Raw genomic sequence first — 26,193 nt, forward strand, 5'->3', positions numbered from 1 at the left:
TGGGTGATGGTTTGTTATGACTTGGATTTGGCGCGGGCCAGTTCCGTGAAATAGGGGCCTGCGATCTGAAGACGTATTTCCTCGGCTTCTGCTTGGCTGCTGCGCAAGGCGCTACCTTCTTTGAGCACCAGTTCGCCCAGCTCGCGCCAGTTGGGTGCCACGCCTTTGCTTGCCAACAGCCGCAGCACACGGGGCAAAAGCTGTGTGAAGGCGTCGCCTCGGGAGGTGAGCAATTTGGTAACGCGCGATTCAGACACTCCGGCGTTGGCCAATTGCCTGCCCAGTTTTTGTTTGCCGTCGTGTCCAGCGAGCGCCATGCCATGAGCAATCAAGGCCCAGCGCGGCCAGGTGTCAGCATGCCATTGCTCTGGGGCCAGACCTGCAGCTGACAAGGCTCGTGCCAACGCAGCCAACTGGTGGGGCTGAAGCGCTTCTGGTTTCAGCCGGGACAGTGCCGCGCGATCACCGCTGTTGGCGCGCTTGATATATGCAGCCAAGGCCCCAAAAGGTTCGCTGTACGTGACGGCACCATCTGGTGGAGCCTCCAAAGTGGGTTCAAGCGTGGTCACTGGTTTCCTCCTGACGTTGGGTGGTTTGTTGGCGGTAGTAATTGACCAGATCGGGTATGGGGAACTTGTCACTGCGAAGCCCGCCATGAAAGCGTGACAAGGCCGCAGACTGGGCTCGGTACTTTTGGATGCCGCTGCGCGGTCCCGTATCGAAGGCTCTCTTTAGAATGGTTTCTGCCCGTTCGACTAAGCCCAGCAACCATTGCAGACGTTGTGCGTCTGGGTCTGTGGCTTCCATTTCTTCGTTGAGGTCGTCAAAGAAGCGAGAGTCTTCAGCAGCCTCAAAGGCATCTTTTATCGAGCCAATCTTTGCTCCGTGCGTCTTGACTGCCTGCTTGTAGTTTTTGATGTCTCCGTTCTCAAACAGATGAATCAACGCATCTTTCAGCAGTCGAATTACCTCACTAATGGCGACTATGCGCTGCCCTGTCACACGCTCAAGTTGGGCGTTTTGATTTGCCCTCAGTAGGCCACGAACTTTAGGAGAAATAGGCACCCGCCGTTCGTGATAGCCCTCTGTTTTGCTATTTCCCCTTGCCACCCCCTGAGCCAGTAGCGAAAGGCCATTCCCATCCAACAAATTTACCCTCAATGGTTCCGGCTTGAAAAATTTCCCTGAAAAAAGAATTTCGCAAATCAACTTGTAGTCAAAGCCACGCCCCTGAACACTCAAAGCCTTTGACTCTTCTTCTGATATGTCTATTGGCATCCATGGATCACCCGTCACACCCTTCTTACCGCCCGCATCTATTCTTGATGTCGGAGTTTTGGCTCTTCTTGCAAACAAACGACCAGACTTTGTGAAAAGCCGAACCCTGCGACAAATTTCGATGTAGCAAGGATCAAGCTCTGAAAATGAAATGCTTGTTGTGCCGTCCCAAGGTTTTAACCACACCAACGCAAGACCTGCGACTTCATTCAGGCTGTACTTTTCCGCGACCGCAGAACGTGCTTCATTTAGAAGCACCACATCACGCGTCCAGCGCTGTCCGATACCTCCTTTTGGAACAACGCCAACTCCCGAACGGCTACCTGCACCACTATTCATCCTTGAGATGCCTTTATGTGAGCCGCTATTGCTACCCTCAAGTGTTTGCAAACTTATCAATGCAAACAGCCAGTCCTCGGGGCGCGATGCGTGCATGCGCGCACCCTTAAGATCGTGATTCTTCGATGTGAGCAGTAGATCCAATTCATCGGACGCATCAAAAAGGGTATCCCATTCACGAACATCCCAATTGGGGGAAGCTGCCTGCATAAATGCCACCCTTTCTGGCGGCGACACCAAACACCACGCGGCTCCATCTGGATCATCGGGCGTGAGAGCCAATAACGCATCCCGCCACTCTTGCGCAGTTTCAAAAACCGCTGTTCGCCCAGCCTTGTTTAATGTAATGGCAGCCAACTGCACAAGAAAGGCATACCACGCATGGCGCTGATGCGGACGCAAAGCCGGGTAGTCGCGCACTTCGTCAGCAGCCATCGCCACGAACAACTCAGGCAAGTTGGCAAAAACGGCATTTCCATCGGTCACACGGCGATAGCGAATGAGCGGCTCGGTGAGCAAGCAAAACTGCAGCTCCGGGGCATTCGTCATATGGGTCCTCCCTGTGTGGGTTTGTTTTCGTCGAGGGCTTTCAAGCGCTCAAGCCCAAAGCGGTTGTAACGATACCGCGCGGAGCCCAAGGTGAACTCAAAACCTGCGCCCGCAGGCAATACGGCGATGTCTACTGGCAGCGCGTCAGGACTGACCCCCTCGGGGATCTGATGGTGACGCAGCGCCAATTGCTTCACGGCCTGCTGAAACGGGCCAGGTTGGGGTGGGTCAAAAATCACCAGACGATCAGCAGCTCCAAGACGGGTGGCAATTTTTTGATCGCCGTCGGGGAACATAACGTCGCTAAAGGCTTCATCATACGGCAATGTGTGCAGATGTCCCACACCTCTGCGAGCACTGGTATCACCCTCAATGGCCTGTCCCAGTTTCTGCCAGTCGGGCCCAAGATCGTTTTCGATCCCCTGCAGAGCTTCGATGTGCGTGGCGTGTTCAACCAGCATGCGGTTGTCTGCTGGTATCTGGCGGCTGGGCTGTGCCCGAATCAATCGCTTGGTAGCTTCAACCATGCGCAGGTCGGGGTACACACCGCCTCCATCGCGGAAACGGCCTAGGCCATGGCGAGCACGCTTGAGCATGGGTGTGAGGTCGTTGCCTGCGGGGGTGAGCACCCAAGCATGCGGCAGGCGGTAGCCCTCTGGTCGCTCTGCGTCGGGTCGGGCATGTCGGTGCATGCGACCCAGGCGCTGTAGCAACACGTCCATGGGGCACAGGTCGGTGATGAGCAAATCGGCGTCAATGTCCAGGCTTTGCTCCAGTGTTTGCGTGCCAACAATCACGCGCCCCTTTTCGTCTTGCCGTGTTTTCCCCAATTGGGCTTCTACCGCCTGATCAAGCAAGGGACGGTCCTGGCGGCTGTAGCGGCTGTGGTGAACGGTGCTGACGCCGTTGACCTTGAACAACCAGTCGCCGCCTTGAGCCAAGGTCAGTTCTTCCAGCGCTTTCAATGTGGCAACGGCTGCAGGCACGGTGTTGCGCACCACCAGCACGCGCGCACCTTGTGCCGCAGCCTGCGCGGCGAGCATTGAAATTCGCTTGGGGTCGTCAATGGCATCCAGCGTCTCCCAATGCACCGTTTTATGTTGCGGGTTGCCAGCCACAGGGTGTAAGTGAATGTCGGTTGAATCCCGGAAGCTGAGTGCCGGATAAGTGGTTGCGCATGCATCGGCCAGCGAGGGTGGCGCAAGCTTCCTTTTATTCCCAATGTTGAGATAGCGCGTTCGGGCCATGGCGCCGAGAGTGGCAGAAAGCAATATGGAATGACCACCTGCCTTGATGTGGGCTTGAAGCAATTTCTCCAAAAGCACGGTCATGTACGAATCGGATGCGTGCACCTCATCAACCACCAACAAACTGCGAGCCAGCAAGGCGTGGCGCATGTGGGCGTGCTTGACCTTGAGCGCTCCGAGCAATGCCTGGTCGATAGTGCCCACCGCGATGGTGGCGGCCAAAAAGCGCTTGGGTGATTCCGCCACCCACCGCTGGTGAGCTTTGTAGTCATCAGGGACATCGGGCCACTGAACCTTGAAATCCGGCAGGCTGATTTTTTCCTTATCGGCTGCTGCCTCGTATCCTGGCAACGCGCGCACGACCACAGGGGCATTATTTGGCCAAAGGCGATTCACCAACTCAAACACCCGCTTGTGAAGTTGTGTCGCCGCGACGCGCGTTGGTAGGGCGAAGTACAGGCTATCAACCTTGCCTGCTTCAAACAACTGCACGAAGCGCCACAACGCAGCTTCGGTCTTTCCGCTGCCGGTTTCAGCCTCCAGCACCACGATATCGCCCAAGGAAAGATCGGCTGCGGCCAACTGCATCGGGCGGGCAGCCGGCACACCAAACGCTGCACTGAAGGTGGGCGGTTGACTATTCAGTTCTTCTTTCCATGCAGACACATCCAGACCAATGGACCGAACCGCGTAGGCTGCACGAGCGACTGCCGACTGGATACGATCTTCCCCAGGTACGGTGTAGGGGAAGAATGACTCACGTGTGTCAGAACCCAGCCAGTCAGCCAGTTGGACCAGTCCAGCAAATAAATGCACGAAGGCGGGTTGGACAGGCAATGGTCGCTCGCACTCCCCAAAGGCCAGCGGATAGGTTTGCTTCAAACGCTCCCCAATACTGGACAAAGTGGCCGCCGGGTCGTACAACACGGTGCCGCTGGTGGTCAGAACCGGCTTCCAGATGATTTCCGTTTGCTTTTCAGGACTTTCACCCAACGGTCTTCCGTGGTGGCTGATGCTCGCCTGAAGCAACTCACTGACCGCTTCTTCACCCCATGTCACCATTTCTGCAATGGGCAACCCAGCTGCGTAGTGTTCGGCGTTCGGTATGCGCCCGGCAATCAGCTCCCAGCCTTCAGGTCCATGCCCAAATGGAGTAGTGGGCCAAAGCGCAGGCGGTCGTTCGGGTGGCTGCCATTTGCGGGACTGGAAACCGGCGTTGGCTTTGCCTACATCGTGCAGAAAAACCAAGACAGCCAGTCGCTGTAAATCTGCTTCGTCAAGGGGTCGGCCCGCAGCCAACTCCAGAGATCGTCGGATGCCCGCGCACTCAGCCAAGGCCAAAAAGCACGCGGCAACATCGGTCATGTGGTCGAGCAATGAATGCGTACCGGTCAGACGATCGGCCTCATCTCGCGACAACTTACCCCAAGCTACTTGCTTGGTGTGCGCGGTCGGCATAGGTCCAATCGCCGGATTCTCTAGATTCGCCACGTCTGTTTTCTCCCTGAAGGCCTTTCGCTGCACATCGATCTGGTGAAAAATCAGGTTGCACCAAGGGAAACCCTACAAAGACACTCCCAGCAGTGTGCGGGCTGTAGGCCTCTAGTGACACACTTTAGCATTCGACCAAGATAATGTGCTGATCGTATGCTATGCACACCATGACCGAGATCCTCTTCCTCGCCCAAGCCGCGCCCTCTGGCGGCTACACCGCTCGCGCCGCGGGGTACGACATCTACACCGAAGCCGACACGTTGTCCGGTTTGCATGCGATGCTAAACGACGCGCTGCGCTGCCATTTTGATGAGGGGCAGGCACCAGGACTGATTTGTTTGCAGATCAACCTAAATCCGGCAGTCACCCCCCCAAGATCGCACGCAGAGCCCTGACTGGCAGAGAGTTTCTTGATTTTGGCACACTCACCCGATGGGTGAATCAAGAAGCAAGGCGCTGGCGGCGCGCCCAGGGGGCAGGCCAAGAGCCTTGCGAGCCGCAAATCGTCGACACGCTGGGCGGGCGCATGCACGTGCGCTGGGACACGGGTGCGGCGGCCACGCCGCACGGCCAGTTTCGCGCTGCGCGGCGGCGCGCTGGCCGCACAGGCATTGGGCATGAACAAAGTCGTGAGCGAAGACGCCCTGCGCCGAGCGCTCTTGGTGGCCAACCTGCTCGCGCGCGAGCGGCCCCTGGACAGCAAGCAGATGCGGCTGGATCTGGCCAGCCCGAGCGTGCACGAGTGCGGCAAGCTCTGGGAGTACGCGGTGTATGTCACCGATGTGGACTACCCGCTGGAATCTATCGCCCAACTCTACCGTGACCGGGCCGCAGTGGGCAAGGCCGCCAGCCATGCCAACCAGACCACGCTGTACCTGACAAATGCTGCGAGCATGGTCGCGGCCTGGGCACTGCGCGCACATCGGCTTGCGGCTGGCGAATGAATGGCAAGCCGCACGCTCGAGGCAATGCAATTACGCTGGCGCTCCCAGCAGCCGCGCCAGCAAGGCGCCTTGCACCGGCGCGCCCAGCGGCACGAACACGCGCACCGGGTTGCCCTGGGCCACCTGCACCGGCACGCCGTCGGGGTTGTGCATGGCTTCGAGCTGCACGATGCGGTTGCCGCTGGGGTGGATGACCTCGATCTGGTCGCCGACGGCGAAGCGGTTTTTGGTCTCGACTTCGGCCCAGCCGTCGGCGCGCACGCCCAGCACCTCGCCCACGTAGTGGCTGCGCTGCAGCTGCGAGTGGCCGCTGAGGTAGTTTTGGTAGTCTTGCGCCGGGCGGCGCTCGAGCAGGCCGCCGGTGTAGCCGCGGTTGGCTAGGCCCTCGAGTTGCAGCAGCAGATCGGGGTCGAAGGGGCGGCCCGCCATGGCGTCGTCGATGGCGCGCCGATACACTTGGGCGGTGCGCGCCACGTAGTACAGGCTCTTGGTGCGGCCCTCGATCTTGAGCGAATCGACGCCGATCTGGCACAGCCGCTGCACGTGCTCGACGGCGCGCAAGTCTTTGCTGTTCATGATGTAGGTGCCGTGCTCGTCTTCCATGATCGGCATGAGCTCGCCGGGGCGGCCTTTTTCTTCGAGCAGATAGATCTGGTCGGCAGCCGGGTGCCGCTGCCCGCTGCCGCAAGTGGCAAAGGCGGTTTCGGCCTCGGCTTGGGCTTGGCCAAAATCGAAGTCGGCCCCCATGCGCGCCGCCGCAATCGCCTCGCCCGTGACCGGGTCCAGCTGCGCGGCCTGGGTGCCGTACTCCCAGCGGCAGGCGTTGGTGCAGGTGCCTTGGTTGGGGTCGCGGCGGTTGAAGTAGCCGCTCAGCAGGCAGCGGCCCGAGTAGGCGATGCACAGCGCACCGTGCACGAACACCTCGAGCTCGACTTCGGGGCACTCGTTGCGGATGGCATCGACTTCGTCTAGGCTCAGTTCGCGGCTCAGGATGATGCGCGTCACGCCCACCCGGTGCCAGAACTTGACCGCGGCCCAGTTGGTGCTGTTGGCCTGCACCGACAGATGGATCGGCACCTCGGGCCATTTTTCGCGCACCTGCATGATCAGGCCGGCGTCGGCCATGATGAGCGCGTCGGGCTTGAGCGCGATGATGGGCTCGATGTCGCGCAGGTAGGTGCGCACCTTGTCGTTGTGCGCGATCAGGTTGCTGGTGACGAAGAGCTTTTTGCCGCGCGCACGCGCCTCGGCCATGCCTTGCGCGAGTTGCTCGAGGCGAAATTCGTTGTTGCGCGCGCGCAAGCTGTAGCGCGGCTGGCCGGCATAGACGGCGTCGGCGCCGAAGTCGTAGGCGGCGCGCATTTTTTCCAGCGAGCCGGCGGGCAGCAGCAGTTCAGGGGCTTTGAGGGTCATGGGGCGTATTTTCGGCGCTTTCGCTATTCCCTGCTGCGCGCCGCCCTGCCCGCCCCAGCCCAGCCCAGCCCTGCCTTCGGCCGCCTTGCCAGTGCCAGCCGCCTACAACTCTAGGGCCGCCAGCTCTTCGTCGCTAAACACGCGCGAGCGGGTGTGGAAGGCGCGCCCGAGCGGCCCCTCGAGCGAGAAGGTGCCGCCCGTGCCCTCGATCACGTCGATGACCAGTTGGGTGTGCTTCCACGTCTGGTACTGCGTCGTGCTGATGTAAAACGGGCAGCCGCCGATGTCGCCCAAGTGCACATCGCCGGCCCCGATGGTGAGTTCGCCCAGCAGGTAACAGTTGGCGGCGCTGTTGTCGCAGCAGCCGCCCGACTGGTGAAACATCAGCCCTGGCCCGTGCAGGGCCTTGAGTTGCTCGATCAGCTCCAGCGCGGCTGGGGTGGCGATCACTTTATCTACCATGGCGGGCTCCTGTAAAAGGCAGATGATGAGAAAGCAGTGCTGCCATGCCACGCCCTCACATCGTATTTCAACCATGGCCGCCTGCCCATGCCGGGCCTATAGACCGCATTCACCTATAGGCCTTGGCATCGGGCAGGGGCTCATCGCATCACATGGCGCCTTCGAAGATGGCCTCGATCTCGGTTTGCGTGGCGCTGCGGGGGTTGGTGAAACCGCATGCGTCCTTCATGGCGTTGGCGGCCAAGGTGGGAATGTCTGCCCGCTTGACCCCCAGTTCGCCCAAGCTCTTGGGGATGCCAATGTCGCTCGAGAGTTTGCGTATGGCTGCCAAGCAAGCCTGCGCACCGGCTTGGGCATCCAAACCTTGCACGTTCTCGCCCATGGCTTGGGCCACGTCGCGCAACCGCGCTGCGGATGTTTTGACGTTGAAAGCCTCTACGTGCGGCAGCAACAAGGCGTTGCAGACCCCATGCGGCAAATCGTAAAAACCACCCAGTTGGTGCGACATGGCGTGCACATAACCCAAGGAGGCGTTGTTGAATGCCATGCCGGCCAAAAACTGCGCATAAGCCATTTGCTCGCGCGCGTGCAGATCGTCACCTTTTGCCACAGCCGTGCGCAAATGCCGCGCAATCAATTCCACCGCTTTCAAGGCACAGGCGTCGGTAATGGGCGTGGCCGCCGTGGACACGTAGGCCTCCACCGCGTGGGTCAGCGCATCCATGCCGGTGGCCGCCGTGAGCGCCTTGGGCTTGGCCAGCATCAGATCGGGGTCGTTGACCGACAGGATGGGGGTTACGTTGCGGTCCACAATCGCCATTTTGATGTGGGTTTCTTCGTCGGTGATGATGCAAAACCGGGTCATCTCGCTGGCGGTGCCGGCCGTGGTGTTGATGGCCACCAGCGGCAACTGGGGCTTGACCGAGCGGTCCACGCCCTCGTAGTCGGATATTTCACCGCCATTGGTGGCGCACAGTGCGATGCCTTTGGCGCAATCGTGCGAGGAACCGCCACCCAACGACACCACACAGTCGCACTGGTTGGCACGCAGCAGCGCCAAACCGGCGCGCACATTGCCCTTGGTTGGGTTGGGTTGTGCGCCATCAAACACCACGGTGGCGATCTGCAGCTCGTTGAGCAGCTTGGCCACTTTGTCTGCGAGCCCGAGCTTGTTGAGCATGGCGTCGGTGACGATCAAGGCCTTGCGATAGCCCAAACCCTTGACAGCCTGCATGGCTTCGCCCAATGAACCACTGCCCATCAAATTGACAGCTGGCATGAAAAATGTGGAAGTCATGTTGAAGCTCCTGGAATGAATGAATTGTGAATTGACAGAATTGACCGGAAATCAGAAAAACCCCAGCTTGTTTTCGCTGTAGCTCACCAGCAGGTTTTTGGTCTGCTGGTAGTGGTCGAGCATGACTTTGTGGGTCTCGCGGCCGATGCCGGATTCTTTGTAGCCACCGAATGCGGCGTGCGCCGGGTAGGCGTGGTAGCAGTTGGTCCAGACCCGGCCGGCCTTGATGGCGCGGCCCATGCGGTAGGCCACATTGCCGTTGCGGCTCCAAACCCCGGCACCCAAGCCATAGAGGGTGTCGTTGGCAATGGCCAGCGCCTCGGCTTCGTCTTTGAAGGTGGTCACGGCCAGCACCGGGCCAAAGATTTCTTCTTGGAAGATGCGCATCTTGTTGTGGCCCTTGAACAGCGTGGGCTGCACGTAATAGCCGCCGGCCAGCTCGCCGCTCATCTGCGCCTGCGCACCGCCGATCAGCACCTGCGCACCCTCTTGCCGCCCCAGATCGAGGTAGCTGGTGATCTTGGTCAGTTGCTCTCTGGAGGCTTGGGCGCCCAGCATGGTCTCGGTGTCGAGCGGGTTGCCCTGCTTGATCGCCGCCACGCGCTTGAGGCAGCGCTCGATGAACGCGTCGTAGATCGATTCGTGGATCAGGGCGCGCGAGGGGCAGGTGCAGACCTCGCCTTGGTTGAAGGCAAACAGCACCAGCCCTTCGATCGCTTTGTCGAGGAAAGCGTCGTCGTGCGCCATGACATCGGCAAAGAACACGTTGGGCGATTTGCCGCCCAGCTCGAGCGTGGCCGGGATCAGGTTGTTGGCCGCCGCCTGCGCGATCACGCGCCCGGTGCTGGTGGAGCCGGTGAAGGCGATTTTGGCGATGCGCTTGCTCTGCGCCAGCGGCAAGCCGGCTTCGCGCCCGTAGCCGTTGACGATGTTGAGCACCCCGGGCGGCAGCAGGTCGGCAATCAGCCCGGCCAAGATCAAGATCGAGACAGGGGTCGATTCGGCCGGCTTGAGCACCACGCAGTTGCCCGCGGCCAGCGCCGGCGCCAGTTTCCAAGCCGCCATCAGAATGGGGAAGTTCCACGGGATGATCTGCCCGACCACGCCCAGCGGCTCGTGCAGGTGATAGGCCACGGTCTGGCTGTCGATCTCGCTGATGGCGCCCTCTTGCGCCCGGATGCAACCGGCGAAGTAGCGGAAATGGTCCACCGCCAGCGGGATGTCGGCGTTGAGCGTCTCGCGCATCGGCTTGCCGTTGTCCACGGTTTCGGCGTAGGCCAGCAGCTCGAGGTTGCTCTCGATGCGGTCGGCGATCTTGAGCAAAATGTTGGCGCGTTCGGTTACCGAGGCTTGGCCCCAAGCGCCGGCGGCGGCGTGGGCGGCGTCGAGGGCGCGCTCGATGTCGCGGGCGTTGGAGCGCGCCACCCGGGTATAGACCTTGCCGCTGATGGGCGTGATGACGTCGAAATACTGACCGTCGGCCGGGGCGGTCCATTTGCCGCCGATGAAGTTGTCGTACTGTGGCTGGTAGGCGATTTTGGCGCCTGGGCTGCCTGGGGCTGCGTAAATCATGGTGTCTTCCTCTGTACGGGGGTTGCAAACAATTGCCGATGTGGCGACGACCTATAACCACGTTTCGTGCCAACCCGGATTTATTTTCTAAGCCATTGATTTGATTGCGCGCACCACCGCAACAGCGATCTGCAGCAGCGGCCCTGCACGCAGGGCGCCGGTTGCAAAACGCGACACCTGTCACAAAACCGGACAGGTGTCGGCGCAGCCGCGCAATAAACCTTGCGCCAGGCCCGTCTAGTGCCTATACTGGCGGCCAGACCTTCAAAAGCAGCGCCCAGGAGACAACATGCGCGCACCCCTGCAGGCATTGGCTCTGCGCACTTGCCGGCAACATTTGCTGGAACACGGTGTCTGCCCGCCCGGCGCCTTGGGCGAGCGGTTGGCGCGCTCGTGGCAGCGCAGCTTGGCTGCGGGCCTGCTGCCCGTGGCGCGGGCCTTGCCCGACCCCTTGGGCCAGACGCAGTTGCGCGACTTGCGCGCCAGCCAGCACGAGTTGCTGGCGCATGCGCTGCCGGCGATGGAGTATTTGTTCGAGCAAGTGCGGCTGGCGCAAGGCATGGTGATTCTGGCCGATGCGGGTGGCACCTTGCTGCACACCTTGGGCGAGGGGCGGTTTTTGAGCAAGGCCGAGCGTGTGGCGCTGTCGGCCGGGGCCACGTGGCACGAAGCGCAGCGCGGCACCAACGCCATCGGCACCGCCTTGGCCGAGGGCGAGGCGGTCGAAATCCAAGGGGCCGAGCACTACCTGGAGCACAACGCTTTCTTGAGTTGCGCCGCCGCCCCGATCGCCTCTGGCACCGGGCGCCTGCTCGGGGTGCTCGACATCTCGGCCGAACACGGGCGCTGGAACCCCTACAGCTTGGGGCTGGTGAACACCGCCGCGCGCAACGTCGAGAACCGCCTGCTTTGCACCCTGCACCCGGGCCAGACGCGGCTGCACCTGCACCCGCGCGCCGAGGGCATCGGCTCGCTGGGCGAAGGCATTGTGGTCGTCGCCGACGACGGCTGCCTGATCGCTGCCAACCGCAGCGCCTGCGCGTGGCTGCGGCTCGACGCCCGGCAACTGGGTACGCCGCCGACCCGGCTCGAGCATTGGCTGCCACTCGATCTGGCGCAGCTGCACGCCCTGCATCAGCGCCAGCCACAGCAGCCCTTGGCGCTGCGGCTGCACGATGGACGCACCCTGTATGGCCAACTGCACCCCGGTGCGGCGGCGCTGGGCTTGCGGTCGCCCACACGGCCGCCTGCATTGAGTCCGGCAGTGCCGAATGCCCCGAATGCCACAATGGTGGGCTTACCCGGTGGAACGGCCCACGCACCCACCGACGCCCTAGCCCGCCTCGACAGCGGCGACAGCGGCTGGCGCAGCGCCTGCGCCAAGGTGCGCCGCATCCTCGACAAACCGATCCCGCTGCTGATTCAGGGCGAATCCGGCGTCGGCAAAGAGTGGCTGGCACGCGCCGCCCACGCCAGCGGGCCCCGGCACGAGCGGCCGTTCGTGGCCCTCAACTGCGCCGCCTTGCCCGAGGGGCTGATCGAGGCCGAGCTGTTTGGCCATGCCCCCGGCGCCTTCACCGGTGCCCGGCGCGAGGGCCGCACCGGGCTGCTGCGCCAAGCCCACGGCGGCACCCTGCTGCTAGACGAAATCGGCGACATGCCGCTGGCCACCCAAACCCGGCTGCTGCGCGTGCTGCAAGAGCGCGAAGTCACGCCGCTGGGCTCGCACAAGGCCGAGCCGCTGGATTTTTTTCTGATCAGCGCCAGCCACCGGCCGCTGCGGCTCGAGGTCGAGGCCGGCCGCTTTCGCGCCGATCTGTACTGGCGCATCAACGGCCTCATGGTCGAACTGCCGCCGCTGCGCCAGCGCAGCGATTTCGAGGCCCTGAGCGCCACCCTGCTGCAAGGCATCGAGCCCGGCCGCACTTTGGCGCTGAGCGCAGCGTTGCTGCAGGCTTTCAAGCAGTACCCATGGCCCGGCAACCTGCGCCAGTACGCCAACGTGCTGCGCACCGCCTGCGCCATGCTGGAGCCGCACGAGCACACGCTCGATTGGCAGCACCTGCCCGACGACCTGCGTGCCGAGCTGCAGGCCAGCCCTGCCCCTGCGCCAGCCCATGCCCCAGCAAGCCCGGCAGCGGCCAGCGCCAAAGCCACCGCGCCCACCACCCTTGGCCCGCTGCCCCACAGCCTGATCCAGCTCGAGCAGGCCGCCGTGCAGCAAGCGCTGCACAACAGCGGCGGCAACGTGGCCCAAGCCGCGCGCACGCTGGGCATCAGCCGCCAGACCCTGTACCGCAAGCTGCAGGGCTTGCGCGGCTGAGCGCTGCGCAAGCCGCAACCCAAAAGCACTCAAGCCCTCAGGGTGCGGGCGCGGGCCCCACAGGTGGGCCCGCTGGCGGTTTTCAGACCGCCACTTCTTTGGCCGCCTCAGCGTATTCTTCGATCTGATCGAAATTCAGGTATTTGTAGATCGCGGCGCCGTCTTGGTTGACCACGCCCATGGCCGCGTGGTATTCGGCCACGGTGGGGATGCGGCCCAGCTTGGAGGCGATGGCGGCCAACTCGGCCGAGGCCAGAAAGACATTGGCGTTCTTGCCCAGCCGGTTGGGGAAGTTGCGCGTGCTGGTCGAGATCACCGTGGCGCCCTCGCGCACCTGCGCTTGGTTGCCCATGCACAGGCTGCAGCCGGGCATTTCGGTGCGCGCACCGGCGGCGCCGAAGTTGGCGTAGTGGCCCTCTTTCATCAGCTCGCTGGCGTCCATCTTGGTGGGTGGGGCCACCCAGAGCTTGACCGGGATGTCGCGCTGGCCGCCGAGCAGCTTGGCCGCGGCGCGGAAGTGCCCGATGTTGGTCATGCACGAGCCGATGAAGGCCTCGTCGATCGGCGTGCCGGCCACGTCCGACAGCACTTTGGCGTCGTCCGGGTCGTTGGGGCAGCACAGGATCGGCTCTTTGATTTCGGCCAGATCGATCTCGATCACGGCGGCGTATTCGGCGTCGGCGTCGGCGCGCAGCAGCTTGGGCTGCTCGAGCCACTGCTGCACGCGCTCGATGCGCCGCGCCAGCGTCTTGGCGTCTTGGTAGCCGTCGGCGATCATGTTCTTCATCAGCACGATGTTGCTGTTGAGGTATTCGATCACCGGCTCGGGGTTGAGCTGGATCGTGCAGCCGGCGGCCGAGCGCTCGGCGCTGGCGTCGGACAACTCAAACGCCTGCTCGACCTTGAGCTCGGGCAAGCCTTCGATTTCGAGGATGCGGCCCGAGAAGATGTTTTTCTTGCCCGATTTGGCCACCGTCAGCAGTCCGGCCTTGATGGCGTAGAGCGGGATGGCGTGCACCAAGTCGCGCAGCGTCACGCCGGGTTGCATCTGGCCCTTGAAGCGCACCAGCACCGATTCGGGCATGTCCAGCGGCATGACGCCGGTGGCGGCGCCAAAGGCCACCAGACCGGAGCCGGCCGGGAAGCTGATGCCGATCGGGAAGCGGGTGTGCGAGTCGCCCCCAGTGCCCACGGTGTCGGGCAGCAGCAGGCGGTTGAGCCAGCTGTGGATCACGCCGTCGCCGGGGCGCAGCGCCACGCCGCCGCGGCTGCTGATGAAGGGCGGCAGCTCGCGGTGCATTTTGGCGTCCACCGGTTTCGGGTAGGCGGCCGTGTGGCAGAACGACTGCATCACCAGATCGGCCGAAAAACCCAGGCAAGCGAGGTCTTTGAGTTCGTCGCGCGTCATCGGGCCGGTGGTGTCTTGGCTGCCGACGGTGGTCATGCGCGGTTCGCAGTAGGTGCCGGGGCGCACGCCTTGGCCTTCGGGCAGGCCCACGGCGCGACCGACCATTTTTTGCGCCAGCGTAAAGCCCTTGCCGCTGTTCACCGGCGCCTTGGGCAGGCGGAAGGCGGTGGAAGCAGGCAGACCCAGAAAATCGCGTGCCTTGGCGGTGAGCGAGCGCCCGATGATCAGGTTGATGCGGCCGCCGGCGCGCACTTCGTCGAACAGCACCTCGCTCTTGAGCTGGAACTGGGCCACGGTGGCGCCGTTTTTCACGATCTGGCCGGCGTAGGGCAGGATGTCGATCACGTCGCCCATCTCGAACTGGCTGACATCGACCTCGATCGGCAGCGAACCCGAGTCTTCTTGGGTGTTGAAAAAGATCGGGGCAATTTTGCCGCCCAGCGTCACGCCGCCAAAGCGCTTGTTGGGCACGAAGGGGATGTCTTGGCCAGTGGCCCAGACCACCGAGTTGGTGGCCGATTTGCGGCTCGAGCCGGTGCCCACCACGTCGCCCACGTAGGCCACGAGGTGGCCTTTTTTCTTGAGGTCTTCGATGAACTGCATCGGGCCGCGCTTGCCGTCCTCTTCGGGCTTGAAGGCCGCGTCGGGGCGGGTGTTTTTGAGCATCGCCAAGTAGTGCAGCGGGATGTCGGGGCGGCTCCAGGCGTCGGGCGCGGGCGAGAGGTCGTCGGTGTTGGTTTCGCCGGGCACCTTGAACACGGTGACGGTGATTTTTTGTGGCACTTCGGGGCGGCTGGTGAACCACTCGGCAGCGGCCCAGCTCTGCATCACGGCTTGGGCGTGGGCGTTGCCGGCCTTGGCCTTGGTGGCCACGTCGTTGAAGAAATCAAACATCAGCAGCGTCTTCTTGAGCCCTGCGGCGGCCACGGGCGCCACCTCGGGGTCGTCGAGGAGCTCGATCAGCGGGTGCACGTTGTAGCCGCCCACCATGGTGCCCAGCAGCTCGGTGGCCTTGGCCTTGCCGATCAGGCCGACTGCGAGCTCGCCATGCGCCACAGCGGCTAGGAAGCTGGCCTTGACCTTGGCGGCGTCGTCCACACCCGGCGGCACGCGGTGCGTGAGCAGGTCGAGCAGAAAATCGGCTTCGCCAGCCGGCGGGTTTTTGATCAGCTCGATCAGCTCCGACACCTGTTTGGCGTCCAGTGGCAGCGGCGGGATGCCGAGCGCGGCGCGTTCGGCGGCGTGTTGACGGTAGGCTTGCAACATGGCGGGGGCTCCAGTAAAAAAAGGATCAATTACAAAGGGTTCATTGGCCGGCTGGCCGCTGCGCGATGCCGAGCAGGTCGGGGCCGGGGTTGCGCAGCATGGCGGCGGCCACCGCCTGCTGCAGCGCGTTGCTGCAGTCGTCGAGCAGGCGCCGGTTCGGGCGCTGGCCGAGCAGCATGGATTTGTTGGCGAGCTGGATCCAGACCGCACCTTGGGCGCGGTCTTCGAGCCGGATGGCACCGGTGCTGGTCTCGACCGGGCGCAGCAGGTAGCGCTGGCCCCCACTTTGCAGCACGAAGTGGCCAGCAGCTTGCGGGGCCGCCTCGATGCGCACGCTGCGGCCGTGCGAGCAGGTCTTGCTGCCCACGTGCACCAGCGCCGCCGTGGCCAGCTCGCGCTCGCTCAACGGGGTGTCGGCCGGGGTGCCGGCCTGCACCGTGGGCACGCTGCGGCTGCCTTGGGCCTGTGCGGGGAGGCTTGTGGCCAGCGCGGAGGCGACCAACCCCAGCCCCAGCAGCGCACTCGACCACGACACCAGCCGGTTGCGCGTGCGGCTGGGCAGCGCACGCGACGGGTTTGGAACAGCGTTCTTGTGCATGATGGGCTCCTGCGGTACAAGGGTTTAAGGGCTCGATCGCTGCCCGGCCAGCGGCGCTGCGAAAAACGGCTGCAACTCCGCATCGAGCGCAGCGCCGGCTTGCTGCGCGCGCTCCAGTATCTGCCAATAGTAGCGGTAACTGGCGCGGTCGTGCAATTGACCCCGGTGCGAGATGGGTGCCCAATCGGCCGCCTGCGCGGCCAAGATAATCGCCGTGGCGCGCTCGACCTCGTCGGTGGGCGGGGCAAAGGCTAGCAAAATGGGCTCGATCTGCTGCGGGTGGATGCTCCACATGCGGCTGTAGCCAAACTCGTGCGCCGCCGTGTGCGCGGCGTGGCGCAGCGCGGGCAGGTCGTTGATCTCGGTCACCACGCAGTGCGACGGCACCTTGCCGTGGGCGTGACAGGCGCTGGCGATTTCGAGCTTGGCGCGGCGCACCAGTGGGTGGCTGAACTGGCCCGGCAGCCCCATCGCACTCGCCGGAATCGCGCCGCCATGCGCCGAGACAAAATCCATCAGGCCAAAGCTGATCGATTCGACCCGCGGCTGCGCCGCAATCTCAAACGCGCGTTGCAGCGCCAGCGGCGATTCGATCAGCACGTGCAGCGGCAAAGCCGCGCCGCCAGCGGCGTCCAGCGCCTGCAGAGCGCGCTGCACATCGGCCACGCCTTCGACCTTGGGCAGCATCAGGTAGGCCAGCCGCTCGTGCGCCCGCCCGACGATGCACTCGATGTCGGCCCCGAAGGCCGCGTGCCCCACCGGGTGCACCCGCACCCCCACGCGCGGCGGCACCGGCGCCGCCAGATCGAGGCCTTGCAGCAGCTCGACCACCAAGGCCGCGTGCTCGGCCTCGCCGCCTACCGGGGCGCCGTCTTCGCAGTCGAGCGTGACGTCGAACACGCAGCGGCCGTGGCGCTGGCTGTACTCGGCTTGCAGCGCCAAGCTCTTGCGCATGCGCGCCGGCACGCCGCTGTAATGGTCACACACCGGCAGCAGGCGCTGGCCGGCTTGCGGGCCCATCAACAGGTCGCGTGGGTGCATGGAGCGCTGCCGCACGTGTTACAGCAGGTGGTTTACAGCAGATGCCGCACGCCGTCTTGCTCGCCCTGCAGCTCGGCCAGGGTCTTGTTGATGCACTCTTGGCTGAAGGCGTCGATGGGCAGCCCTGGCACGATCTGGTAGTCTCCGCCCGAGCAGGTCACGGGGTAGCCGAACACCACTTCTTTGGGGATGCCGTATTCGCCATTGGAGGGCACGCCCATGGTCACCCAGGCGCCGTGGGTGCCCAGCGCCCAGTCGCGCATGTGGTCGATGGCCGCGTTGGCCGCCGAGGCCGCCGACGACAGGCCGCGCGCCTCGATGATCGCCGCGCCACGCTTGCCCACGGTGGGCAAGAACACGTCTTTGTTCCAGACTTGGTCGTTGATCAGGTCTTTGACCGAAGCGCCGTCGATGGTGGCAAAGCGGTAGTCGGCGTACATGGTCGGGCTGTGGTTGCCCCACACCGCCAGGTTTTTGATCGAGGCCACCGGCTTGCCGGTTTTGGCGGCCAGTTGGCTCAGAGCGCGGTTGTGGTCCAGGCGCAGCATGGCGGTGAAGTTGCGCGCTGGCAGGTCGGGGGCCGACTTCATGGCGATGTAGGCGTTGGTGTTGGCTGGGTTGCCCACCACCAGCACTTTCACGTTGCGCGAAGCGGCATCGTTGAGCGCCCGGCCTTGGGCGGTGAAGATCTGGGCGTTGGCCGCTAGCAAGTCGGCGCGTTCCATGCCCGGGCCGCGTGGGCGCGCGCCCACCAGCAGCGCGTAGTCGGTGTCTTTGAAGGCCGATTTGGCCTCGCTGTGGGCTTGCATGCCAGCCAGCAGCGGGAAGGCGCAGTCGTCGAGCTCCATCATCACACCCTTGAGCGCTTTTTGGGCTCTTTCGTCGGGGATTTCGAGCAGCTGCAGGATTACGGGCTGGTCTTTGCCCAGCATTTCACCGGAAGCGATGCGAAACAGCAGGGCATAACCAATCTGGCCAGCGGCACCGGTGACGGCCACGCGTACGGGCTTCTTGCTCATGAATACACTCCAAAATAATGCACAGGTTGAAAAAAAGCGCTCGACTTTTGTGAGTGTACCCCGACTTGCCCTGCGCGTCAATTTGTCTTATGTCTTATATAAGATAAACTCGGGGCAGACACACCATGAACACCGACCTCAGCCCCCTCGCCACCCCGAGCCCCGCCCCCGAGCCGGCCGGGCCACAGGTTGCGCCCGCCTTCAGCCCTTTGTACCAGCAAATCAAGGCGTTGCTGCTGCGCAGCCTGCAAAGCGGCGAGTGGAAGCCGGGCGAACCGATCCCGAGCGAGGTCGATCTGGCCACCCGTTTTCGCGTCAGCCAAGGCACGGTGCGCAAAGCCATCGACGAGTTGGCCGCCGAAAACCTGCTGCTGCGGCGCCAAGGCAAGGGCACCTTCGTGGCCACCCACGCCGAGCAGCGCACCCAGTTTCGTTTTTTGCGCCTGCACTCCGACCTTGGCCATCTGGACCCCAGCGGCCCGGCGCAGCGGCGCATCCTGTCGTGCCAGCGGCTGCGCGCACCGGCCGACGTCGGGCTGGCCTTGGGCTTGCGCGCCGGCGACACCGTGGTGCAGGTGCAGCGCGTGCTGTCGTTTCAAGACGTGCCCACCATTTTGGAGCAGCTCTGGCTGCCCGGCGACCCCTTCAAGGGCCTCACGCTCAAGGTGCTGACCGAGCACCAAGGCCCCATGTACGCCCTGTTCGAGAGCGAATTCGGCGTGCGCATGGTGCGCGCCGACGAGCGCATCAAGGCCGTGGCGGCCGATGCCGAGGCCGCGGCCGGCTTGGCGCTGGCGCCGGGCACGCCGCTGCTCAGCGTCGAGCGCTTGGCCTACACCTACCACGACCAGCCCATGGAGCTGCGCCGCGGCCTGTACCGCACCGAACACCACCACTACCGCAACCAACTTAGCTAGTCCCAAAGATAACCATAGACCCGCAGCGCAGATGTTGCGTTGCAATAGAATCCGAAAGAGATGCGTCAGGGTTTTCGTGCACATTCAGGCCCAGCCGCTGCATCGAACACCCCCCCGCTGCACCCGCCCCACCTGCCCCACCCCCCACCACAGGTTCTTCATACCATGGCTGAATCGCGCACCACACCGCGGCCCGAGTTTCGCAACATCAACGCCCTGACCGATCTGCCCAGCTACCGCCTGCCCGCTGCGGGCTGGGTCTCGATCCTGCACCGCATCAGCGGCTTGCTGATGTTTCTGCTGCTGCCCTTCATCGTCTGGATGTTCGACACCTCGCTCTCGTCCGAGCTCTCCTTTGGCGTCTTTGCCTCGGCCTTCACGGCCGGCATCGGTTTTGTGCCGGCGTGGTTCGTCAAGCTGGTGGTGCTGGGGCTGATCTGGGCCTTCTTGCACCACCTGTTTGCCGGCCTGCGCCACATCTACATGGACGCCACCCACAGCGTGGACAAAGCCTTTGGCAAGTCCTCGGCCGTGGCCACCTTGGTGCTCAGCCTGGTCCTCACGGCCGCGCTCGGCGCCAAGCTGTTTGGCCTGTACTGATTCACCCCCACAAAATAGCCACCCCTTAGGAGCCCATAAAAATGCCTGTCAACTACGGTTCCCGGCGCGTCGTCAGCGGCGCCCACTACGGCTTGCGCGACTGGCTGATGCAGCGCATCAGCGCCGCGCTCATGGCTTTGTTCACCCTGCTGCTGCTGGCGCAACTGCTGCTGGTCAGCGGCCCCATCGACTACGAAGTCTGGTCCGGCATCTTTGCCCAAACGTGGATGAAGTTCCTGACCTACGCCCTGATCGTCGCCCTCATCTGGCACGCCTGGGTGGGCATGCGCGACATCTGGATGGATTACGTCAAACCGGCTGGCTTGCGGCTGGCCCTGCATGTGTTCACACTCGTCTGGCTGGTAGGCTGCGCCGGCTGGGCCTTCCAAGTGCTCTGGAGACTTTGATTCATGACTGCCCTCACATCCTCTTTGCCCAAGCGCCGCTTTGACGTCCTCATCATCGGCGCCGGCGGCTCGGGCATGCGCGCCTCGCTCCAACTGGCGCGCGCCGGCTTCAACGTGGCGGTGCTGAGCAAGGTGTTCCCCACGCGCTCGCACACCGTGGCCGCACAAGGCGGCATCGGCGCCTCGCTGGGCAATATGAGCGAAGACAACTGGCACTACCACTTCTACGACACCGTCAAGGGTTCCGACTGGCTCGGCGACCAAGACGCGATCGAGTTCATGTGCCGCGAAGCGCCCAAAGTGGTCTATGAGCTCGAGCACTTCGGCATGCCCTTCGACCGCAACCCCGACGGCACCATCTACCAGCGCCCCTTTGGCGGCCACACCGCCAACTACGGCGAAAAACCGGTGCAGCGCGCCTGCGCCGCCGCCGACCGCACCGGCCACGCCATGCTGCACACCCTGTACCAGCAAAACGTGGCCGCGCGCACCACCTTCTTCGTCGAGTGGATGGCGCTCGATTTGGTGCGCAACGCCGACGGCGACGTGCTGGGCGTGACCGCGCTCGAGATGGAAACCGGCGACACCTACCTGCTGCAAGCCAAGACCACGCTGCTGGCCACCGGCGGCGCCGGACGCATTTTTGCCGCTTCCACCAACGCCTTCATCAACACCGGCGACGGGTTGGGCATGGCGGCGCGCGCCGGCATCCCGCTGCAAGACATGGAGTTCTGGCAGTTCCACCCCACCGGCGTGGCCGGCGCTGGCGTGCTGCTCACCGAAGGCTGCCGTGGCGAAGGCGCGATTTTGCGCAATGCCCAAGGCGAGCGCTTCATGGAGCGCTACGCGCCCACGCTCAAAGACTTGGCCCCGCGCGACTTCGTCAGCCGCTGCATGGACCAAGAGATCAAAGAAGGCCGGGGCTGCGGCCCGAACAAAGACTACATCAACCTCGACATGACGCACTTGGGTGGCGACACCATCCTCAAGCGCCTGCCCTCGGTGTTCGAGATCGGCCACAACTTTGCCAACGTGGACATCACCAAAGAGCCCATTCCCGTGGTGCCCACGATCCACTACCAGATGGGCGGCATCCCGACCAACATCCACGGCCAAGTGGTGGTGCCCGACGCCGCCGGCGGCCAGAAAGTGGTGCAAGGGCTGTACGCCGTGGGCGAATGCGCTTGCGTCTCGGTGCACGGCGCCAACCGGCTGGGCACCAACTCGCTGCTCGACCTGCTGGTGTTTGGCCGCGCCGCCGGCAACCACATTGTGGACACGCTCGCGCGCAAAGCCGAATTCCCCGATCTGCCGCGCGACGCCGCCGACCGCTCGCTGGCCCGCTTGGCCCGGCTCGATGCCTGCACCGATGGCGAATACGCCCAAGTGGTGGCCGACGACCTGCGCGCCACCATGCAGCAGCACGCCGGCGTGTTCCGCACCCAAGCCAGCATGAACGAGGGCGTGGTCAAAGTGGCCGCCATGCGCCAGCGCGTGCAAGCCATCGGCCTCAAAGACAAGTCCAAGGTCTTCAACACCGCGCGCATCGAGGCGCTGGAAGTGGAAAACCTGATCGAAGCCGCGCAAGCCACCATGACCTCGGCCGCCGCGCGCACCGAATGCCGTGGCGCCCACACCGTGAACGACTACGAGCGCGCCGCCGACGACGCCGAGCACCCGCTAGGCCGCAACGACCGCGACTGGATGAAGCACACCCTGTGGCACAGCGCCGACAATTCGCTCAGCTACAAACCGGTCAACCTCAAGCCACTCACGGTGGCTTCGGTTCCGCCCAAAGTCCGCACCTTCTAAAGCCGCAGACGCACGCCCCCGGAGCACCAGAACATGGCCCTACGCACCTTCAAAATCTACCGCTACGACCCCGAGCGCGACGCCAAGCCCTACATGCAGACCCTGCAAGTGGAGCTCAGCGGGCACGAGCGCATGCTGCTCGACGCGCTCATGAAGCTCAAGCAGGTTGACCCCACGCTCTCGTTTCGGCGCTCGTGCCGCGAAGGCGTGTGCGGCTCCGACGCCATGAACATCAATGGCAAAAACGGCCTCGCCTGCCTGAGCAACATGAACACGCTCAAAGGCGAGATCGTGCTCAAGCCCCTGCCGGGCCTGCCGGTGGTGCGCGACTTGATCGTCGATATGACGCAGTTTTTCCAGCAGTACCACAGCATCAAGCCCTATTTGGTCAACACCAGCCAGCCGCCCGAGACCGAGCGCCTGCAATCGCCCGAAGAGCGCGACGAGCTCAACGGCCTGTACGAGTGCATCCTCTGCGCCTCGTGCTCCACCAGCTGCCCGAGCTTCTGGTGGAACCCCGATAAATTCGTCGGCCCCGCCGGTCTGCTGCAGGCCTACCGCTTCCTGGCCGACAGCCGCGACCAGGCCACGGCCGAGCGGCTCGACAACCTCGAAGACCCGTACCGCTTGTTCCGCTGCCACACCATCATGAACTGCGTCGATGTCTGCCCCAAGAGCCTGAACCCGACCAAGGCCATCGGCAAAATCAAGGAGATGATGGTGCGCCGCGCCATCTGAGCTTTAGACCAACCGACCATGTCCGCCCCCGACCACGCCCCCATCGACGAGCGCGCGCTTAGCAAGCTGCGCTGGCGCTGTCGGCGTGGTTTGCTCGAAAACGACCTGCTGCTGGAGCGGTTTTTTGCCCGCATGGGCGACCGCATCAGCGTGAGCCAAGAGCGCGCCCTGTTGGCGCTCATGGACTTGTCCGACCCCGATCTGCTCGACCTGCTGCTGGCGCGCAAGCCCCCCGGCCCCGAGCAAAGCAGCGCCGAAATCCTCGAGATGCTGCAACAGTTGCGCCCCACGGCGCAGCAGGTCTAGCCCGCTGCCCGTCCTAGGTTTTAGCCCCCTTCTTTACTCCCCCACTTCTCACAAGGATGCCGCATGAAACTCGCTGACCACAAAGCCACCCTGTCCTTCAGCAACGGCGCGCCGAGCATGGAGCTGCCTGTGTACGCCGGCACCATCGGCCCCAACGTGATCGACATCCGCAAGCTCTATGGCCAGACCGGGATGTTCACCTACGACCCCGGCTTCCTCTCGACCGCCTCGTGCCAGTCGGCCATCACCTACATCGACGGCGACAAGGGCGAGCTGCTCTACCGCGGCTACCCGATCGAGCAGATCGCCACCCAGTGCGACTACCTCGACACCTGCTACCTGCTGCTCAACGGCGAACTGCCCAACGAGCCCGAGCGCAACGGCTTTCACAAGCTCATCCTGAACCACACCATGGTCAATGAGCAGATGCAGTTCTTTTTGCGCGGCTTCAGGCGCGACGCGCACCCCATGGCGGTGCTCACCGGCCTCATCGGCGCCCTGTCGGCCTTCTACCACGACAGCACCGACATCAACAACCCCGAGCACCGGCGCATTGCCGCCATCCGCCTGATCGCCAAAATGCCCACCCTGGTGGCCATGGCCTACAAATACGGCGTCGGCCAGCCCTATATGTACCCGCGCAACGAACTCTCGTATGCCGGCAACTTCCTGCGCATGATGTTTGGCACCCCGTGCGAAGACTACGTCGTCAACCCGGTGCTCGAGCGCGCGCTCGATCGCATCTTCATCCTGCACGCCGACCACGAACAAAACGCCTCGACCTCGACCGTGCGCCTGTGCGGCAGCTCGGGCACCAACCCCTTTGCCGCCATCGCCGCCGGCGTCGCCTGCCTGTGGGGCCCGGCCCACGGCGGCGCCAACGAGGCCTGCCTGAACATGCTCGAAGACATCCAAGCCAAGGGCGGGGTGGCCAAGGTGGGCGAGTTCATGAACCAGGTCAAGGACAAAAACTCGGGCGTCAAGCTCATGGGCTTTGGCCACCGCGTCTATAAAAACTACGACCCGCGCGCCAAAATGATGCAGGAAACCTGCAACGAGGTGCTGGGCGAGCTCGGGCTCGAGAACGACCCGCTGTTCAAACTGGCCAAAGAGCTGGAAAAAATCGCCCTCGAAGACGACTACTTCGTGCAGCGCAAGCTCTACCCCAACGTCGATTTCTACTCCGGCATCGTGCAGCGCGCCATCGGCATCCCGGTCAAGCTCTTTACCGGCATCTTTGCGCTCGCGCGCACCGTGGGCTGGATCGCCCAGCTCAACGAGATGATCGGCGACCCCGAGTACAAAATCGGCCGCCCGCGCCAGCTGTTCACCGGCTCACCCCGGCGCGACGTGCCGACGCTGGATCAGCGCCGTTAAAGGCTAGGCTGGCGCGCCAGCGCCCAGCCCAAGCCCAAGCCGGCGCGCAAGCGCCGATCGATCGGCCCGCAGCACGCGGGCCGTTTTTTATGAGCTGCTTGGATGTTCCGCTTTTGTGCGGCTTTTGTAACGCTTTTGTGCCGCTTTGGCCCAGCGGCTTAAAATCTCTATTTTGCAGGGTTGGCAACCGCCGATCCGAACCACCACCGCGCAGCCATGGGACGCACCCTCTACGACAAAATCTGGGACGAGCACGTCGTCCACACCGAAGCCGACGGCACCGCGTTGCTCTACATCGACCGCCATCTGGTGCACGAAGTCACCAGCCCGCAAGCCTTCGAGGGCTTGCGTGAGTCCGGGCGCAAGGTCTGGCGCGCGAGCTCGGTCGTGGCCACCGCCGACCACAACACCCCCACCCACGGCTGGGAGCACGGCTACGAGGGCATCGCCGACCCGATCAGCAAAGAGCAGATCGTCACCCTTAACACCAACATCGCCGAGTTCGGCGCCGCCGCCTTCTTCCCCTTCATGCACCCACGCCAGGGCATCGTGCACGTGGTGGGGCCGGAAAACGGCGCCACGCTGCCGGGCATGACCGTGGTCTGCGGCGACTCGCACACCTCGACCCACGGCGCCTTTGGCGCGCTGGCGCACGGCATCGGCACCAGCGAAGTCGAGCACGTGCTGGCCACGCAGACGCTGCTGGCCAAAAAAGCGCGCAACCTGCTCATCCGCGTCGAGGGCCAGTTGCCCCGGGGCTGCGGCGCCAAAGACATCGTGCTGGCCATCATCGGCCGCATCGGCACCGCAGGCGGCACCGGCTATACGATCGAGTTTGGCGGCAGCGCCATCCGCGCGCTGTCGATCGAAGGGCGCATGACGGTGTGCAACATGGCGATCGAGGCCGGCGCCCGCGCTGGCCTGGTGGCGGTGGACGACAAAACCATCGCCTACCTGCAAGGCCGTGCGCTGGCGCCCACGGGCCTCGAGTGGGAGCAGGCCGTGGCCTACTGGCGCACCCTGCAGTCCGACCCCGATGCGGTGTTTGACGCCGTGGTCGAGCTCGACGCGGCGCAGATCGCGCCCCAAGTGACGTGGGGCACCTCGCCCGAGATGGTGCTGCCGATCACGGGCAATGTGCCCGACCCCGACCAAATCAAAGACGCCAACCAGCGCGCCGCCACCGAGCGCGCGCTGCACTACATGGGCCTGCAACCGGGCAAGGCGCTGGCCGATATCCATGTGGACAAGGTGTTCATCGGTTCGTGCACCAACAGCCGCATCGAAGACTTGCGCCAAGCCGCCGAGGTGGTGCAAAAGCTGGGACGGAAGGTGGCGCGCAACGTGCGTCAGGCGCTGGTGGTGCCGGGCTCGGGCCTGGTTAAGGCGCAGGCCGAACGCGAAGGGCTGCACGAGATTTTTCGCGCTGCCGGCTTTGAGTGGCGCGAACCCGGTTGCAGCATGTGCTTGGCGATGAACGCCGACCGGCTCGAACCCGGCGAGCGCTGCGCCAGCACCAGCAACCGCAACTTTGAAGGCCGCCAAGGCGCCGGTGGGCGCACGCACCTCGTCAGCCCAGCCATGGCGGCGGCGGCAGCCATCCACGGCCACTTCGTCGATATCCGTACCCTCGCCTGAATTCTTTTCCAGGAGTTTTGCCATGAAAACCTTCCTCACCCTGCTGCTGTTGAGCGCCAGTTTGGCCTTGGGCGGCTGCGCCACCGTCGCCGGCATCGGCAAAGACGTGCAACGCGGCGGCCAGATCATCCAGGACGCCGCCCGCTGA

23 protein-coding genes are annotated in these 26,193 nt (G+C 63.8%); 12 read left to right on the top strand and 11 right to left on the bottom strand.

Annotation, left to right across the window (positions count from 1 at the left end; genetic code table 11):
• Nucleotides 1-14 precede the first annotated feature (14 nt).
• The 3 genes from casB to cas3 are packed head-to-tail and all read right to left on the bottom strand — an operon-like array spanning nucleotide 15 to nucleotide 4,904.
• Complete coding sequence (gene casB, locus ACVMK0_RS07905) at nucleotides 15-569, bottom strand: type I-E CRISPR-associated protein Cse2/CasB (RefSeq protein WP_476463459.1); 555 nt, start codon at nucleotides 567-569, stop codon at nucleotides 15-17.
• On the bottom strand, nucleotides 556-2,166 hold the full coding sequence (locus tag ACVMK0_RS07910; RefSeq protein ID WP_476463460.1) for a type I-E CRISPR-associated protein Cse1/CasA: 1,611 nt from the start codon (nucleotides 2,164-2,166) through the stop codon (nucleotides 556-558). The genes casB and ACVMK0_RS07910 overlap by 14 nt, the downstream gene beginning before the upstream one ends.
• Nucleotides 2,163-4,904 carry a CRISPR-associated helicase Cas3' gene (gene cas3, locus ACVMK0_RS07915; RefSeq protein ID WP_476463461.1) on the bottom strand — a complete coding sequence of 914 codons (2,742 nt, stop codon included), beginning with the start codon at nucleotides 4,902-4,904 and terminating at the stop codon, nucleotides 2,163-2,165. The genes ACVMK0_RS07910 and cas3 overlap by 4 nt, the downstream gene beginning before the upstream one ends.
• A gap of 170 nt (nucleotides 4,905-5,074) precedes the next feature.
• On the opposite strand from cas3, the gene ACVMK0_RS07920 reads away from it, so the two are divergent.
• Nucleotides 5,075-5,302: a hypothetical protein gene (locus ACVMK0_RS07920; RefSeq protein ID WP_250961067.1), complete on the top strand. Its 228-nt coding sequence runs from the start codon at nucleotides 5,075-5,077 to the stop codon at nucleotides 5,300-5,302.
• Between the two features lie 222 nt (nucleotides 5,303-5,524).
• Entirely contained in the window at nucleotides 5,525-5,851 is a 327-nt protein-coding gene (locus ACVMK0_RS07925; protein WP_250961066.1) for a hypothetical protein, read from the top strand.
• A 30-nt stretch (nucleotides 5,852-5,881) separates the two neighbouring features.
• On the opposite strand, the gene trhP is transcribed toward ACVMK0_RS07925, so the two are convergent.
• From trhP to exaC, 4 genes are all read right to left on the bottom strand, one after another.
• On the bottom strand, nucleotides 5,882-7,264 hold the full coding sequence (gene trhP / locus ACVMK0_RS07930) for a prephenate-dependent tRNA uridine(34) hydroxylase TrhP (protein ID WP_476463462.1): 1,383 nt from the start codon (nucleotides 7,262-7,264) through the stop codon (nucleotides 5,882-5,884).
• A gap of 102 nt (nucleotides 7,265-7,366) precedes the next feature.
• Nucleotides 7,367-7,726 (bottom strand): DUF779 domain-containing protein, encoded by a 360-nt coding sequence (locus tag ACVMK0_RS07935; RefSeq protein WP_045536169.1) that lies wholly within the window; start codon nucleotides 7,724-7,726, stop codon nucleotides 7,367-7,369.
• A gap of 148 nt (nucleotides 7,727-7,874) precedes the next feature.
• Nucleotides 7,875-9,023: an L-threonine dehydrogenase gene (gene yiaY / locus ACVMK0_RS07940; RefSeq protein WP_045536171.1), complete on the bottom strand. Its 1,149-nt coding sequence runs from the start codon at nucleotides 9,021-9,023 to the stop codon at nucleotides 7,875-7,877.
• Nucleotides 9,024-9,074: 51 nt separating this feature from the next.
• The gene (exaC, locus tag ACVMK0_RS07945) at nucleotides 9,075-10,595 is read right to left on the bottom strand and encodes an acetaldehyde dehydrogenase ExaC (RefSeq protein ID WP_476463463.1); all 1,521 of its coding nucleotides are present in this window, start codon (nucleotides 10,593-10,595) and stop codon (nucleotides 9,075-9,077) included.
• A gap of 289 nt (nucleotides 10,596-10,884) precedes the next feature.
• Between exaC and ACVMK0_RS07950 the strand changes: the two genes are divergently transcribed.
• Nucleotides 10,885-12,918: a sigma-54-dependent Fis family transcriptional regulator gene (locus tag ACVMK0_RS07950; RefSeq protein WP_045536176.1), complete on the top strand. Its 2,034-nt coding sequence runs from the start codon at nucleotides 10,885-10,887 to the stop codon at nucleotides 12,916-12,918.
• Nucleotides 12,919-13,000: 82 nt separating this feature from the next.
• Here the strand turns inward: ACVMK0_RS07950 and acnB are convergent, their stop codons facing one another.
• Genes acnB through ACVMK0_RS07970 form a run of 4 tightly spaced genes read right to left on the bottom strand, consistent with a single transcriptional unit; the run spans nucleotide 13,001 to nucleotide 18,250 of the window.
• Complete coding sequence (gene acnB / locus ACVMK0_RS07955) at nucleotides 13,001-15,592, bottom strand: bifunctional aconitate hydratase 2/2-methylisocitrate dehydratase (RefSeq protein ID WP_476463464.1); 2,592 nt, start codon at nucleotides 15,590-15,592, stop codon at nucleotides 13,001-13,003.
• Nucleotides 15,593-15,632: 40 nt separating this feature from the next.
• Complete coding sequence (locus tag ACVMK0_RS07960; RefSeq protein WP_052468466.1) at nucleotides 15,633-16,190, bottom strand: hypothetical protein; 558 nt, start codon at nucleotides 16,188-16,190, stop codon at nucleotides 15,633-15,635.
• A gap of 24 nt (nucleotides 16,191-16,214) precedes the next feature.
• Complete coding sequence (locus ACVMK0_RS07965; protein WP_476463465.1) at nucleotides 16,215-17,231, bottom strand: HpcH/HpaI aldolase/citrate lyase family protein; 1,017 nt, start codon at nucleotides 17,229-17,231, stop codon at nucleotides 16,215-16,217.
• A gap of 32 nt (nucleotides 17,232-17,263) precedes the next feature.
• Entirely contained in the window at nucleotides 17,264-18,250 is a 987-nt protein-coding gene (locus ACVMK0_RS07970) for a malate dehydrogenase (RefSeq protein ID WP_476463466.1), read from the bottom strand.
• Nucleotides 18,251-18,375: 125 nt separating this feature from the next.
• Here ACVMK0_RS07970 and ACVMK0_RS07975 point away from each other — a divergent pair, with 125 nt between their 5' ends.
• The 9 genes from ACVMK0_RS07975 to ACVMK0_RS08015 all read left to right on the top strand — a co-directional run bounded on the left by ACVMK0_RS07975 (nucleotide 18,376) and on the right by ACVMK0_RS08015 (nucleotide 26,193).
• Nucleotides 18,376-19,167, top strand: coding sequence for a GntR family transcriptional regulator (locus tag ACVMK0_RS07975; RefSeq protein WP_045536184.1), 792 nt, complete (start codon nucleotides 18,376-18,378; stop codon nucleotides 19,165-19,167).
• Between the two features lie 165 nt (nucleotides 19,168-19,332).
• Nucleotides 19,333-19,767, top strand: coding sequence for a succinate dehydrogenase, cytochrome b556 subunit (gene sdhC, locus ACVMK0_RS07980; protein ID WP_476463467.1), 435 nt, complete (start codon nucleotides 19,333-19,335; stop codon nucleotides 19,765-19,767).
• 41 nt (nucleotides 19,768-19,808) lie between these two features.
• Nucleotides 19,809-20,174, top strand: a complete 366-nt coding sequence (gene sdhD / locus ACVMK0_RS07985; RefSeq protein ID WP_476463468.1) for a succinate dehydrogenase, hydrophobic membrane anchor protein — start codon at nucleotides 19,809-19,811, stop codon at nucleotides 20,172-20,174.
• 3 nt (nucleotides 20,175-20,177) lie between these two features.
• Nucleotides 20,178-21,986 carry a succinate dehydrogenase flavoprotein subunit gene (sdhA, locus tag ACVMK0_RS07990; RefSeq protein WP_476463469.1) on the top strand — a complete coding sequence of 603 codons (1,809 nt, stop codon included), beginning with the start codon at nucleotides 20,178-20,180 and terminating at the stop codon, nucleotides 21,984-21,986.
• A 33-nt stretch (nucleotides 21,987-22,019) separates the two neighbouring features.
• The gene (locus ACVMK0_RS07995; protein ID WP_045536194.1) at nucleotides 22,020-22,724 is read left to right on the top strand and encodes a succinate dehydrogenase iron-sulfur subunit; all 705 of its coding nucleotides are present in this window, start codon (nucleotides 22,020-22,022) and stop codon (nucleotides 22,722-22,724) included.
• Between the two features lie 18 nt (nucleotides 22,725-22,742).
• A complete protein-coding gene (locus ACVMK0_RS08000) occupies nucleotides 22,743-23,030 on the top strand; it encodes an FAD assembly factor SdhE (protein WP_250961057.1) in 288 nt (95 codons plus the stop codon).
• 63 nt (nucleotides 23,031-23,093) lie between these two features.
• A complete protein-coding gene (locus tag ACVMK0_RS08005; RefSeq protein WP_476463470.1) occupies nucleotides 23,094-24,407 on the top strand; it encodes a citrate synthase in 1,314 nt (437 codons plus the stop codon).
• Nucleotides 24,408-24,623: 216 nt separating this feature from the next.
• On the top strand, nucleotides 24,624-26,045 hold the full coding sequence (gene leuC / locus ACVMK0_RS08010; RefSeq protein WP_476463471.1) for a 3-isopropylmalate dehydratase large subunit: 1,422 nt from the start codon (nucleotides 24,624-24,626) through the stop codon (nucleotides 26,043-26,045).
• Between the two features lie 22 nt (nucleotides 26,046-26,067).
• Nucleotides 26,068-26,193, top strand: coding sequence for an entericidin A/B family lipoprotein (locus ACVMK0_RS08015; RefSeq protein ID WP_052468471.1), 126 nt, complete (start codon nucleotides 26,068-26,070; stop codon nucleotides 26,191-26,193).

This window comes from Serpentinimonas sp. SSL01 (assembly GCF_056323735.1).